The 14,607-nt window shown below is 63.5% G+C and carries 7 protein-coding genes, 2 tRNA genes and 3 pseudogenes; all 12 read right to left on the bottom strand.

What is annotated here, in order from left to right; translation table 11 throughout:
- Nucleotides 1–1,841 (bottom strand): annotated as a pseudogene (locus tag JCM9942_RS17990) (DNA internalization-related competence protein ComEC/Rec2); the annotation flags it as partial.
- A 159-nt stretch (nucleotides 1,842–2,000) separates the two neighbouring features.
- The gene (gene pnp, locus JCM9942_RS01150) at nucleotides 2,001–4,115 is read right to left on the bottom strand and encodes a polyribonucleotide nucleotidyltransferase (protein WP_054656968.1); all 2,115 of its coding nucleotides are present in this window, start codon (nucleotides 4,113–4,115) and stop codon (nucleotides 2,001–2,003) included.
- 148 nt (nucleotides 4,116–4,263) lie between these two features.
- Nucleotides 4,264–4,524, bottom strand: a complete 261-nt coding sequence (gene rpsO, locus JCM9942_RS01145; protein ID WP_054656964.1) for a 30S ribosomal protein S15 — start codon at nucleotides 4,522–4,524, stop codon at nucleotides 4,264–4,266.
- Between the two features lie 173 nt (nucleotides 4,525–4,697).
- Nucleotides 4,698–5,609 (bottom strand): tRNA pseudouridine(55) synthase TruB, encoded by a 912-nt coding sequence (gene truB, locus JCM9942_RS01140; RefSeq protein WP_083468357.1) that lies wholly within the window; start codon nucleotides 5,607–5,609, stop codon nucleotides 4,698–4,700.
- Between the two features lie 131 nt (nucleotides 5,610–5,740).
- Nucleotides 5,741–6,118: a 30S ribosome-binding factor RbfA gene (gene rbfA, locus JCM9942_RS01135; protein WP_054656960.1), complete on the bottom strand. Its 378-nt coding sequence runs from the start codon at nucleotides 6,116–6,118 to the stop codon at nucleotides 5,741–5,743.
- A gap of 73 nt (nucleotides 6,119–6,191) precedes the next feature.
- Nucleotides 6,192–8,843, bottom strand: coding sequence for a translation initiation factor IF-2 (infB, locus tag JCM9942_RS01130; protein WP_054656957.1), 2,652 nt, complete (start codon nucleotides 8,841–8,843; stop codon nucleotides 6,192–6,194).
- A 95-nt stretch (nucleotides 8,844–8,938) separates the two neighbouring features.
- Entirely contained in the window at nucleotides 8,939–10,450 is a 1,512-nt protein-coding gene (nusA, locus tag JCM9942_RS01125; RefSeq protein ID WP_054656955.1) for a transcription termination factor NusA, read from the bottom strand.
- A 4-nt stretch (nucleotides 10,451–10,454) separates the two neighbouring features.
- Nucleotides 10,455–11,045: a ribosome maturation factor RimP gene (gene rimP, locus JCM9942_RS01120; RefSeq protein ID WP_054656953.1), complete on the bottom strand. Its 591-nt coding sequence runs from the start codon at nucleotides 11,043–11,045 to the stop codon at nucleotides 10,455–10,457.
- 198 nt (nucleotides 11,046–11,243) lie between these two features.
- A tRNA-Met gene (locus JCM9942_RS01115) sits at nucleotides 11,244–11,320 on the bottom strand.
- An 81-nt stretch (nucleotides 11,321–11,401) separates the two neighbouring features.
- Nucleotides 11,402–11,478, bottom strand: a tRNA-Met gene (locus tag JCM9942_RS01110).
- Nucleotides 11,479–11,600: 122 nt separating this feature from the next.
- Nucleotides 11,601–13,060 (bottom strand): annotated as a pseudogene (gene nuoN, locus JCM9942_RS01105) (NADH-quinone oxidoreductase subunit NuoN).
- A gap of 36 nt (nucleotides 13,061–13,096) precedes the next feature.
- Nucleotides 13,097–14,607: pseudogene (locus JCM9942_RS01100) on the bottom strand (NADH-quinone oxidoreductase subunit M).

Raw genomic sequence — 14,607 nt, 5'->3', positions numbered from 1 at the left:
TGCCGCCGGCACTCCGGCGCGAACCGCGTCGGCACCCCCGGCATGATCGGCATCGCCATGGCTGATCACGATGGCATCCAGATGCCCGATCCCCTGCGCGCGCAGCGCGGGCACCACAACCCGCTCCCCGGCATCGAACCCATCCCGGACAGCCGGCCCGGCGTCGTACAGCAGCTGATGCGTGGCGGTCCGCACCAGCACCGACAGCCCCTGCCCCACGTCCAGTACCTGCAGCTGGACCTCGCCGGCAGCCGGCAGTCCACGGGAAGGCCAAAGCAGCGGCAGCCACAGCACACACGCCATCCACTTCCCCGGCACACCCCTCGGAAGCAGCATCCACAGCGCTCCCGCCACCGCCAGCAGCAGCGCCCCCCATCCGCTCTCCGGCAGCCACCACAGCGCGAACCGGCTTTTGGCAAGCCAGCCGAACAATGGCCAACTCATATCAAAGCATGCACCGGAAGCCCGCCACAGCCATCCGCCGACGCCGGGCAGCACGGCTTCCACTGCGGTTCCCAGCAGCGCCAGCGGCACCACCACCAGCGTCCACCAGGGAATCGCCAGCAGATTGGCCATCGGCCCGATCACCGATGCCTGCCCGAACAGCATCACCGTCAACGGCAGCAGGCCGACCGTCGCCACCCATTGCGCCGACAAGAATCCACGGAACCAGTGCGTTCGCTCCGGCAGACACCAGATCAGCCATGCCACGCCGGCAAAACTCAGCCAGAACCCGGCCGCCAGGATCGACAGCGGATCCCACAGGGAAACGGCAAGTGCCGCCAGCGCAAGACAGCTGCCCAGGCCGGCCGGGCGGCGCCATAGACGCGCTGCGACCACCACGCAATCATCAGCACGGTGCGTACAGTCGGCAGCGAGAAACCGGCAATCGCCGCATAGCCGAATGCGCCGCCCAACGCCGCCAGGGCCGCGGCCTGCGGCCGGGGGATATGCCGCGCCAGCCCCGGCATGCACCACCAGAGCAGGCATGTCAGCCAGGCCACGCATCCCGCCACCATGCCCACGTGGAAACCGGAGATCGCGATCAGATGGGTCAACCCGGTCGCACGCAACACCTGCCAGTCCGCCTCATCCAGCCCCCGCGTATCCCCCAGTGCCAATGCCCGCACATAGCGCGAAGAACGCGAACTGACGGCGACGTCGATCCGCTGCGCCATACGCTCGCGCCATGCATCCAGGCCACGGGGCACGCCCAGGGCCTGCCCACCCGCTTCACCGACTATTCCGGTCGCGGCGATCCGCTGCGCCAGTGCATGCCGCTCGGCATCGAAACCGCCCGGATTCTGCAGCCCGCGCGGCGCCCGGAGTTTCGCGGAAAAGCGCCAGCGGGAGCCGGCATGCAGCTCACGCCGCGGGCCGACCGCCGTGGCGTCGAAATCGTCATACCAGGCCAGCTGCAGCAAGCGACCACGCAGCGGCACCGGCTGCCCCGGGTCGCCATCCACACGCAATAGAAAGCGGGTGCGCCGCGCCTCGACATCGGGCAGCCCCTCGACGGTCCCCACCAGCTGCGCTACCTGTCCTTCCCGCGCGGCGGGCAATTGTCCTGTCAACGCCCACCCGGCGTGCAACGCGGCCCAGCCGGCACCCGCAAGCAAGGCCCCGATCCATCGCAACCTTCCTCCCAGCAGCCAGCTTGCCAGCCCGCTGGTCAGCAGCAGCACCCGCAAGGAAAACGGCGGCAATGCCGGCGCCCACAGTGCCGCGCAGATGCCGGTGACGAACAGCACCGCCACCGACTTGCCAAACGGCGCGGGTGCATCGCCACTTGCCAGGACAGAGCGCGCCCGGGATTTCAGCGATACCGGTTCGGACTTCATCAGCAGCATCCCCCGCTATGACCAGACGGATGCTGAGGCCCACAACGCCAGCCCGATATCAGGCAAACGGAGTCGTGACCGTAGGGAAAACGCGAAGCCGCAGGCAAAAGAAAAGCGGGCCGAAGCCCGCTTTTCCTGGATCAGCAATCGCGCTGCGGCTTATTCGGCCGAGGCGGTTTCGCCTTCACCCTCTTCCACGGCCTTCATCGACAGGCGGATACGGCCCTGCTTGTCGACTTCCAGCACCTTGACCTTGACCACATCGCCTTCCTTCAGCACGTCGCCAACCTTCTCGACGCGGTCGCTGGAGATCTGCGACACGTGGACCAGACCGTCCTTGCCCGGCAGGATGGTGACGAACGCACCGAAGTCCATGATCTTGGCGACCTTGCCTTCGTAGATGCGGCCCGGCTCGACGTCCGAGGTGATCTGCTCGATGCGGGCCTTGGCGGCCTGGGCAGCGGCGTTGTTCACCGAAGCGATGGTGATGGTGCCATCGTCCTGGATGTCGATCTGGGTGCCGGTTTCCTTGGTGATGGCCTGGATGGTGGAACCACCCTTGCCGATCACTTCGCGGATCTTGTCCGGGTGGATCTTGATGGTCAGCAGACGCGGCGCGTAGTCCGACAGCTCGGCACGCGGGGTGGTCAGGCCGTGGGCCATTTCACCCAGGATGTGCAGACGGCCAGCCTTGGCCTGCTGCAGGGCCTGCTTCATGATCTCTTCGGTGATGCCTTCGATCTTGATATCCATCTGCAGGGCGGAGATGCCCTCGGCGGTACCGGCAACCTTGAAGTCCATGTCGCCCAGGTGATCTTCATCACCCAGGATGTCGGACAGCACGACGAAACGCTCGCCTTCCTTGACCAGACCCATGGCGATACCGGCCACCGGCGACTTGACCGGCACGCCGGCGTCCATCAGGGCCAGCGAGGAACCGCAGACCGATGCCATCGACGAGGAGCCGTTGGATTCGGTGATTTCCGACACCACGCGGATGGTGTACGGGAAGGCTTCCAGCGACGGCATCACAGCCAGCACACCGCGCTTGGCCAGACGGCCGTGGCCGATTTCACGACGCTTCGGCGCACCGAAACGACCGCACTCACCGACCGAGTAGGGCGGGAAGTTGTAATGGAACAGGAAGTTTTCCTTGTACTCACCGGCAACGGCGTCAATGATCTGGCCGTCGCGTGCTGTGCCCAGCGTGATGGTCACGATGGCCTGGGTTTCGCCGCGGGTGAACAGCGCCGAGCCGTGGGTGCGCGGCAGCACGCTGGTCTTCACGGCGATCGGGCGGACGGTGTCCAGCGCACGGCCATCGATGCGGACCTTGGTGTCCAGCACCGAGTTGCGCATGGTGCTGTATTCCAGCTCGCCGAATTCCTTCGACAGCTCGGCCAGGCTCCAGCCTTCCGCGGCGACGCGGCCAGCCAGGGCTTCGGTCACATCCTTCTTGATGGCGGCGATGGCGTCGCGGCGCTGCAGCTTGTCACGCACCTGGAACGCTTCCGCCAGCTTGGTGCCGACAGCTTCCTGCAGCGCGCTGATCAGCGCGGTGTTCTTGGCCGGAGCGACCCAGTCGCTCGGCTTGGTGCCGGCTTCAACGGTCAGCTCGTTGATCGCGTTGATGACCTTCTGCATCTCGCGATGACCGAAGGTCACGGCGCCCAGCATCACGTCTTCAGACAGCAGCGCGGCTTCGGATTCCACCATCAGCACGGCGTTGGCGGTACCGGCGACGACCAGCTCCAGCTGCGATTCCTTCAGCTCCGAAACGGTCGGATTGAGGATGTATTCGCCATCCTTGTAACCCACCTTGGCGGCACCGATCGGGCCCTTGAACGGCGTACCGGCCAGCGACAGGGCGGCCGAGGCGCCGATCAGCGCAGCGATATCACCGTCCACTTCCGGGTTCAGCGACATCACCGTGGCGATGATCTGCACTTCGTTCCGGTAGTCTTCCGGGAACAGCGGGCGGATCGGGCGATCGATCAGACGCGAGATCAGCGTCTCCTTCTCGGTCGCACGGCCTTCACGCTTGAAGAACCCCCCGGGGATACGGCCGCCGGCGTAGAACTTTTCCTGGTAATCGACGGTCAGCGGGAAGAAGTCCTGGCCTTCACGTGCGCTTTTGGCGGCCACGGCAGTGACCAGCAGCACGGTGTCGTCCATCTTGACGATGACGGCGCCGCCGGCCTGACGGGCGATTTCGCCGGTTTCAAGCGTGACGGTGTGCTTGCCGTACTGGAAGGTTTTGGTGATTTTTGCCACGGGGGTGTCCTTGGATGATGCATTCTTCAGATGGACCATTGCCGACCCTTGCCAGCCATGGTTTGCCGGGCGGTTCCGGCCTATCTACTGCGGTTGAAACTCTAAAAGCAAAACCGCGGCGCATCGCTGCGCCGCGGCCGGAAATCTCTTAGCGGCGCAGACCGAGCTTTTCGATCAGAGCCTTGTAACGTTCGACATCCTTCTTCTTCAGGTAGTCGAGCAGGCTGCGGCGGCGATTGACCATCTGCAGCAGGCCGCGACGGCTGTGGTGATCCTTCTTGTGGGTCTTGAAGTGACCGGTCAGCAGCTCGATGCGGGCGGTCAGCAGGGCGACCTGGACTTCCGGCGAACCGGTGTCGGCAGCGCCGCGCTTGTTTTCTTCAATAACCTTCTGGGTGTCGATCGACATTGTTTTTTCTCGTTGATGCGTGGCCGGCAGGAACGTCCAATGACGCACCGCCCAGCTCGCCGTTTCAGGAATGCCGCCTGCCGACGGCAGACGGTGCCCCACAAGGGGACCGCGAAATTGTAACGATCCCTGCCCCCCGTCACAAGGCGCAGGGCCGGAGTGCAGGGATGCGCTCAGAGGTTGAACAGGCGCTGAGGCGACAGAAGTCCACCGTCTGTCACCTGCCCCAGGCCGACGGCGCCCGCATTTTGCTCGAACACCGCAACCAGTCCTTCGGGCCAGCCGGCATTGCGCTGACGCTGCCCCATCCGGAAGCGCCGCGCCTGTTCAGCCTCGATCTCGACGCGCGGAAAATGGCTCAACCCGGCCTCGATGGGCAGCAGCCAGTCCATCAGCGCAGCCTCATCGCCCCGCTCGGCTACCACCCGCAACTCGTCCAGCCCGATCATGCGGGGCGCCAGAAACGGCTCCACCCACAACCGGCGCAACCCGGTGATATGTGCACCGCATCCGAGCAGCTCGCCCAGATCACGCGCCAGCGCCCGGATGTAGGTGCCCGAGCCGCAGGTCACCCGCAGCGACAGTCGCGCGCCGTCGTGCGACAGCACCTCGATGGCCTGCACATGCACCTCGCGCTCTGGCGCTTCGATGACTTCACCACGTCTGGCCTTGGCGTACAGCGGCTCACCGCCCTGCTTGAGCGCCGAATAGATGGGTGCACGCTGGCGGATATGCCCGGTAAGCGACGCCAGCGCCGCCGCCAGCGTCGCTTCCGCGATGACCGGCACCGGGCGACGCAGCAGCTCCGCACCATCGGAATCGTCCGTATCTGTAGTCACGCCCAGCACGATATCGGCGTCATAGGCCTTGGCCGAGCCCAACAACAATCCGGCGATTTTGGTCGCCTCACCAAAGCACAGGGGCAACAGTCCGGTCGCCAGAGGATCCAGACTGCCGGTATGGCCGCCTTTCTCCGCCCGGAACAGCCGCCGCGCCACCTGCAATGCCGTATTGGAGCTCATACCGGCGGGCTTATCGAGCAGGACGATGCCATCCAGCCGACGGAATTGGATTCGAGGACGCATGTAACACCCACTCATGTATCTGCGCGGCAGGCCTGGCCCACCGCGACACAGGGAATATCAAACCGCAAGGCGGTCAACGCACGCCCACGGGAAGCCCAATACCAGAACAGCCCTCGCGGGCTGTCTCGGCATCACTCTTCGTCGGACTTGTTCTGCGCCGCCAACGTATCGGGAAGATCACGCAGAAGATTGTCGATTCGCTCGCCCCGATCCACCGAATCGTCGTAGTGGAAATGCAGCTCCGGCACATGCCGCAGCTTCATCGCCCGGGCCAGGCCGGTACGCAACTCGCCAGCCAGCTCCCGCAGCCCCTTGACCGCCTCCAGCGAGCGCTCCGGCATCAAGGCCGTCACGAACACCTTGGCATGGGCCATATCACGCGTGACCTCCACGTCCGAAACGCTGACCGAGGGCAGCCCGTGCTCACGCACGGCGGCATGCACCAGAGTGCCCAGATCACGGCGGATCTGCGCGGAAACACGGTCGGTACGATGGAAAGTCTTCGGCACGTTGCTTGGCTCTTCTGATTCGATACGGGGGAAACCGGCCGCCCGCCAGATGGCGGAACGGCCGTTGTCGCAGTTACAGCGTGCGCGGCACTTCGATACGTTCGAAGCACTCGATCTGGTCGCCCGGCTTGACGTCGTTGTAGGCCTTCACGCCGATACCGCACTCGGTACCGTTGCGCACCTCTTCCACGTTTTCCTTGAAGCGGCGCAGCGATTCCAATTCACCTTCGAACACCACCACGCTGTCACGCAGCACGCGGATCGGCTTGTTCCGCTTGACCACGCCCTCGACCACCATACAACCGGCGATAGCGCCCAGCTTCGAGCTGCGGAAGACATCGCGGACCTCGGCGATACCGATGATCTCTTCGCGGATCTCCACACCCAGCAGACCCGAGGCCACCTGCTTCACCTGGTCAATCACGTCATAGATGATCGAGAAGTAACGCAGATCCACACCGTGCGATTCGATGATGCGACGGGCCGAAGCGTCGGCGCGCACATTGAAGCCGATCACAGTGGCCTTGGAGGCAGCGGCCGAGTTGGCGTCCGACTCGGTAATGCCACCCACGCCGGAGTGGATCACGTTGATACGGATGTCATCGTTGGACAACGCAACCAGCGCCTGGCTCAGCGCCTGCACCGAGCCCTGGACGTCGGCCTTGATCAGCAGGTTGAGCACCTGCTGGCCTTCGCCCTTGCCCAGCTGCGCCATGATGTCTTCCATGCGGCTGCCCGCCGTGGCGACCAGGCGCGACTCGCGGCGCTTGGTTTCACGCGTCTGCGCGACTTCCTTGGCCAGACGCTCGTCTTCCACGACCACGAAGTCATCGCCGGCTTCGGGCACGCCGGACAGACCCAGCACCTGCACCGGGATCGACGGGCCGGCTTCAGCCGCCTGACTGCCGGTCTCATCGAACAGGGCACGCACACGGCCGTACTGGATACCGCAGACCAGGTAGTCGCCCTTCTTCAGCGTACCCTGCTGCACCAGCACCGTCGCGACCGGGCCACGGCCCTTGTCCAGCGACGATTCGATGACCACGCCGCTGGCGCGGCCTTCGGCCACGGCCTTAAGTTCGAGCAATTCGGCCTGCAGCGAGATCGCGTCCAACAGGTCATCGATACCAAGGCCGGTCTTGGCGGAAATTTCCACCATCTGGATGTCACCACCGAAATCTTCGGCCACGACCTGCTCGGCGAGCAGCTCGTTCTTGACCCGCATCGGATCGGCCGAGGACTTGTCGATCTTGTTGATCGCCACCACGATCGGCGCATTGGCCGCGCGAGCGTGCTTGATCGCTTCCTTGGTCTGCGGCATGACGCCGTCATCGGCCGCCACCACCACCACCACCACGTCGGTCAGCTGCGCACCACGGGCACGCATCGACGAGAACGCGGCATGGCCGGGGGTGTCGAGGAAGCTGATCACGCCCTTGGGCGTGGTCACATGATAGGCACCGATATGCTGGGTGATGCCACCGGCTTCACCGGTCGCCACCTTGGTGCGGCGGATGTAGTCCAGCAGCGAGGTCTTGCCATGGTCGACGTGACCCATGATGGTAACCACCGGCGGACGCGGCACTGCCTCACCCTGGTTGGTGTCGGCGATCGCCAGCAACGCGTCTTCGGCGTCGTTGTTGCTTGCACGCACCACCGTATGGCCGAGTTCCTCGGTCACCAGCGCGGCGGTATCGTGATCGATGCTCTGGGTGATGGTCGCCATGACGCCCATCTTGAACAGCGCCTTGACCACTTCGCCGCCCTTCAGGGCCAGCTTCTGGGCCAGATCGGCCACGGTGATGGTGTCGCCGATCGCCACTTCACGCACCACCGGCGCGGTGGGGCGCTCGAAGCCATGGCTGCCAGCACCGCTGCGGGACTGCTCGTTGCCACGACGACCCTGCGGTGCACGGCCGCCCGGACGACCACGGGAATTGTTGTTGCTGTTGCCGCGACGGGCACGATCGGCCGCCGACAGGTGCAGCTGGCCACCGAAACGGTTGCCACCGTCCCCATCGGAGCCTCGCGACTTGTTGCCGGGTTTGGCTGCCGCACCACCGCGATCATCACGCGCAGGCGCTGCTGGCGTTGCCGCAGCGGCGCGCGACGCTGCCGGGGCTTTGCGCGGCTTGGCCAGCTCTTCAATGATCGGCTGCCGGACTGCAGGCGCCGGCGGGGCCTCTGCCGCCTTGATCGCATCCTCGGCAGCCTTGCGCGCCGCATCTTCGCGCTGCCGCTCAGCTTCCTCGGCAGCCTTCTGGCGCGCGGCGATTTCCTCGTCGCGCAGGCGATCCTTCTCGGCCAGCATCCGCTGTTCATCGAGATTGCGCTGACGCGACTCTTCGAGCTTGCGCAGGATGTCCGCGCGCTCTTCGTCCGGCGTCATCGCCGTCTTGCCGCCCTCCGGCTTGACGTAGGTACGCTTCTGGCGCACTTCGACATTGACCGTGGTTTTGCTGCGGCCCGCATTGACAGTAACTTCCTGCACCTTGCGGCGATTCAGGGTGATCTTCTTCGGTGCGGCTTCAGCTTCTTCGGCGGGCTGCTCTTCCTTGCCGTGCGAACGGCGCAAGAAGCCAAGCAGCTTCACTTTCTCGGCACTGGTCACGATCTGGTCGGGACCGCTGAACTTCATACCGGCCTGAGCCAGCTGCTCCAGCAGTTTCTCGACCGGCGTATTGACCAGTTCGGCGAGCTTGCGGATGGTGGTTTGCTGCGACATTCGGATCCTATGATCTTGTTGGCGCCCCCTCGACACAAGCGAAGGCAGCGCGGAGTCTACGCCCTGAGCGGATCAGGGCACTGTTCATCGCTGGCTCATTCGCCACGCTCCAGGCGGGCGATCTCCTCGGCGCGGGCTGCCAGGACCAGCGCCGCGGCGCGCTCCAGATCCATACCCTCAATGCCGAATTCCAGAATCTCGTCGGCAGCCAGGTCCGACAGATCCTCACTTGTACGCACGCCGTTACCGGCCAACGCGTAGGCAGTGGCCTCATCCATGCCGTCCAATGCCAGCAGGTCCGCCGCCGGCACGCCGCTTTCAGCGTTCTCTTCAATCGCCAGCGCGTCGTTCAGCAGTGCATCACGGGCGCGGGCTCGCAGCTCTTCGACGATGTCCTCGTCAAAGCCTTCCACTGCCAGCAGCTCACCCACCGGCACATAGGCGATTTCTTCAACCGTATTGAAGCCTTCGCTGACCAGAATACCGGCGATTTCCTCGTCCACTTCCAGCTTGTCCATGAACAACTGGCGGGCCACAGCCTGTTCAGCCTCGGACTTGGCTGTCACCTGGTCCTGCGTCATCACATTCAGCTGCCAACCGGTCAAACGGCTGGCCAAACGAACGTTCTGCCCGCCCTTGCCGATAGCCTGGGCCAGACGGTCCTCAGCGACCGCCAGGTCCATCGAGTGACGGTCTTCGTCGACGATGATGGACTGCACTTCCGCCGGCGCCATCGCATTGATGACGAAATTGGCAGGACTTTCGTTCCACAGCACGATATCAACACGCTCGCCATTGAGCTCGTTGGAGACCGCCTGCACACGCGAACCCCGCATGCCGATGCAGGCACCGATCGGATCGGTGCGGCTGTCATGGGCGAGCACCGCGATCTTGGCGCGATCGCCCGGATCACGTGCACATGCCTTGATCTCAACCAGACCCTGACCGACTTCCGGCACTTCCAGCTTGAACAGCTCGATCATGAACTCCGGCGCGGCACGGCTGATGAACAGCTGCGGACCACGGGGCTCCGAGCGCACTTCGGCCAGGTAACCGCGCACGCGGTCTCCGGCACGCAGCACATCGCGCGGAATACCCTTGTCCTTGGGAATAAAGGCCTCGGCGTTGCCACCCAGGTCCACATAGATGTTGCCGCGCTCGGCGCGCTTGACCACACCCGTTACCAGCTCGCCCACGCGATCCTTCCACGCGTCGACCACCTGCTGGCGCTCGGCTTCACGCACGCGCTGCACGATCACCTGCTTGGCGGCCTGCGCGGCAATGCGTCCGAAATCGGGGTTTTCAATCTGCTCTTCGATGTAATCGCCGATTTCCACATCATCGGCCTCTTCCACGGCGTCCATCATGCGGATCTGGCGATCCGGCGACTCCATCACCACATCATCGGCGACCACTTCCCAACGACGGAAGGTTTCGTAGGTGCCATCCTTGTGATCGATGGAAACACGGGTCAGCACATCCTGATCCACGTAACGCTTCTTCGCAGCCGACGCGAGCGCCGCTTCGATCGCATCGAAAATCACTTCACGCGGCACGCCTTTTTCATTGGCGACTGCGTCAACTACCAGCAAAAGTTCCTTGCTCATCGACTCACTCCGCGCGCGGCTTGTCCGCCGCCGTTTCGTTGTTGGATTTATTTTTGGCCTTGCCACCCTGCTTGGGCGCCGGACCTGTCGGTTTGGTGGGAGCCAGGCCCAATGCAGCCCAGTCCGGAATGATGCGCGCCTTGTCGATATTGTCGAACGAAGCCACAAATGGCTTGCCATCAACGACGAACGCCACCGTACCCTGCGCGTGGTCGACCGCAACGATCTCCCCTTGCAGGCGACGGCGATTTTCCTGTGGCAGCTTCAACCCGACCTTGGCGGATTCGCCAATAGCGCGCTCAAACTGCTCCAGGGTGAACAGCGGACGGTCAACGCCGGGCGAAGACACTTCCAGCGTGTAATTGCCGCTGATCGGATCTTCCACATCCAGCTGCGCGGACACCTCTCGGCTCACCCGCTCACAGTCGTCAATGTTCACCATGCGCTCAGGCTGCTCGGCCAACGGCACGTCGATATACAGACGCAACGTGGCCCCACCCGGCGCCGGCAAATACTCGGCACCAAGCAACTCGAGCCCCAATGCCTGCACGGCGGGGCGCAGCAGATTCGCGATTTCAGTAGCCTTGTCGCTCACAGCCAGCTTGATTCGTAAATGAGAGCGCGACTGCCACCCTGCCGGGATTTCCGCGCTCTGGAAACAACAAAGGGCCCAACTGGGCCCTTTGTCCGATATGAACCCGTTGACCGGGTCCCGGTTGCAGAAACGGAAGCAATCGTTCCTGCGAGCCCAACCTATGCCCCTACCCACACAATGTGCAGCAAAGACCGAAGCTGGTAGCGGGGGCAGGATTTGAACCTGCGACCTTCGGGTTATGAGCCCGACGAGCTGCCAGACTGCTCCACCCCGCATCAGAAGCGGAATGATGAAGGATCGCCTCAGTGAATGCAAGCGCCTCTCATCAACCAAGCCACAAACAACCGGCTTGGCGTTGGTAGCGGGGGCAGGATTTGAACCTGCGACCTTCGGGTTATGAGCCCGACGAGCTGCCAGACTGCTCCACCCCGCACCGGAAGTTATTGAATTGCCCTCACCTAAGAGGAACCTGCCGCAACGTCGTTCTGGCTGAACCGCTGCATCGACAACTCAGGCTGTGAATAATACACGAATCCCGCAGATTTGCACCTGTTTTCAGGACAAATGTGCAAAAGAATTGCGCATCCACTCCATGATCGGCCCCAAGCCCAGCGGCAGGAACAGCAACAGGATCGAATTGACACCCAGCACGATGCCCAGGATGCGGTCATTGTTGCGCGGCAGTGGCTCACCGACCGGCTCATCGAAATACATCACCTTGATGACCCGCAGGTAGTAGAAGCAGCCGATGACAGCGCAGATCACACCGACCATGGCCAGCCACAGCAGGCCGCCATTGAGCGCCGCACCGAGCACCGCCAGCTTGGTCCAGAAGCCGAGGAACGGCGGAATGCCGGCCAGCGACGCCATGATGCACAGCACCAGACCGGCCATCCATGGACTGCGGGCATTCAACCCCTTGAAGTCCTCGATATTCTCGCTTCAAAGCCGGCCCGCGACAGCGCGATGATCGCGCCGAACGCGGCGGTGGACATGATGGCGTAGGCGATCGCATAGAACATGGCCGCTGAGTAGCCCTGCTCGCCACCGCCGGCAATACCCATCAGCAGGAAGCCGATATGCGAGACAGTCGAGTAGGCCAGCATGCGCTTCAGGTTGGCCTGGGCGATGGCCATCAGATTACCGACGATCAGCGACAGAGCGGCCAATCCAGCCAATACATACTGCAATTCAGTTGACAGCGGACCGACACCGGCTTCGAGCAGACGGTAGGCCATACCGAATGCGGCCAGTTTCGGTGCCGAGCTGATGAACAGCGCGATCGGTGCCGGCGCACCCTGATAGACGTCAGGCAGCCACATGTGGAACGGCGCAGCACCCAGCTTGAAGGCGACGCCAGCGACCATGAACACCGCACCGGTCAGCAGCAGCAGACGCTCATCGGAATGCGCGATGGAGCCGTGGATCACATCCAGGTGCAGCGAGCCGGTCGCGCCGTAGATCAACGACATGCCGTACAGCAGCAGGCCCGATGCCAGCGAACCGAGCACGATGTACTTCATGCCTGCTTCGGCGGCGAGCTTGTTGTCGCGATTGCTGGCCACCAGCGCGTAGGAGCACAGCGCCAGCAACTCCAGACCGAGATAGACCATCAGCAGACTGCCGGCCGAGACCAGGATCATCATGCCGGCGGTGGCGAACAGAACCAGCACCGGGATCTCGCCCTGGTACAGATCCCGCTCGCGCAGGTAGCTCCAGCCATAGACCAGGCTCAGACCGCTGACCAGCACGATAACGGTCTTCATGACATCGGCGGCATTGTCACGGATGAACATCCCGTGGAACACCTCGCCCTGCCCGCCCACATCGGACAGCAGCAGCACGAAGGCGACAGCCAGAACGGCCACCGACAGGAAGTGGGTCCAGACCTTGTGCTTGCTGCTGATAAACAGGTCGATCATCAGCAGGGCGAAAGCGCCGCCAATCACCGCCAGTTCGGGCAGCAACGGCAGGAGGTCAGCGGTGGTCAACGGCAGAGACGTCGGCGTGGTCATCATCAAATCCTGGAATCAATACTCTCGACGGGCCGCTTACAGCAGCTTGCTCGAAGCGATCTGCATCGCCAGCTTGGCGATGGACGGCTCCATCAGGTCGGTCAGCGGCATCGGGTAGAAACCCAGCACCAGCGTACCGACGGCAAATACACCCAACACCAGCCATTCGCGACCATTGATGTCCTTCAGCTCGGCCACATGGGCATTGCCCACTTCGCCGAAGAACACGCGCTTGTACAGCCACAGTGAATAGGCCGCGCTGATGATCAGCGTGGTCGCGGCGCCAAAGGCAGCCAGCGGATTCCACTGGAACGCCGCCAGCACGATCATGAATTCACCGACGAAACCACTGGTACCCGGCAGGCCCGAGTTGGCCATGAAGAACAGCAGCGAGAACGCGGCAAACCATGGCATCACGTTGACCACGCCGCCGTAATCGGCGATGCGGCGACTGTGCATGCGGTCATACAGCACGCCCACGCAGGAGAACATGGCGCCGGACACGAACCCGTGCGAGACCATCTGCACCATCGCGCCCTGCAAGCCAAGTCGCGCGGCATCGGCATTGCCGGCTTCCCGCACCAGCCAGAGCGCGGTGAACGTACCAGTGTGACAAAGCCCATGTGCGCGACCGACGAATAGGCGATCAGCTTCTTCATGTCGTCCTGCACCATGGCCACCAGACCGACGTAGATGACCGCCACCAGCGACAGCGCGATCACCAGCCATGCCCACTCGTGGCTGGCATCGGGAACGATCGGCAGATTGAAACGCAGGAAGCCATAGCCGCCGATCTTCAGCGCGATCGCGGCCAGGATCACCGAACCGGCGGTCGGCGCCTCCACGTGCGCATCCGGCAGCCAGGTGTGGACCGGGAACATCGGCACCTTGACCGCGAAAGCGATCAGGAACGCGAAGAAGATCCAGGTCTGTTCCTTGCCCGAAAGCTGCAGCTGATACAGGTCGGCCAACTGGAAGCTGCCCCCCTTCAGATACAGGTAGATCAGCGCAACCAGCATCAGCACCGAGCCGAGGAAGGTGTAGAGGAAGAACTTCATCGCCGCGTAGATGCGACGCGGACCGCCCCAGACGCCGATGATCAGGAACATCGGAATCAGCATGGCTTCGAAGAACACGTAGAACAGCATCGCGTCGGTCGCAGCGAAGATACCGACGGTGACGCCTTCCAGGATCAGGAAGGACGCCACGTACTGGTTGACACGCTTGTCGACCACGCCCCAGGCGCCGATCAGCGCCAGCACACCGACCAGCGTGGTCAGCAGCACCAGCGCGATCGCGATGCCGTCAACGGCGAGGTTGTAGCCGATACCGAATGCCGGAATCCACGGATGCTGTTCGACAAACTGCATCACGTCGGCCGCGGTGCGGTCGTAGCCGCTGAGCAGACCGAGACTGAACAGGAAGGTGAGCAATGCCACCGCCAAGGAGGCCCACCGGGCTGCCTGGGCGTTGCGCACGGCGAGGATCAACGCACCGCCGATGATCGGCAGCCAGATGAGGATACTAAGTAGAGGCCAGTTCGACAC

It is taken from the genome of Stenotrophomonas pictorum JCM 9942 (assembly GCF_001310775.1).
Taxonomy (GTDB): domain Bacteria; phylum Pseudomonadota; class Gammaproteobacteria; order Xanthomonadales; family Xanthomonadaceae; genus Stenotrophomonas; species Stenotrophomonas pictorum.
This window is presented reverse-complemented; position numbering and strand designations above follow the sequence as displayed.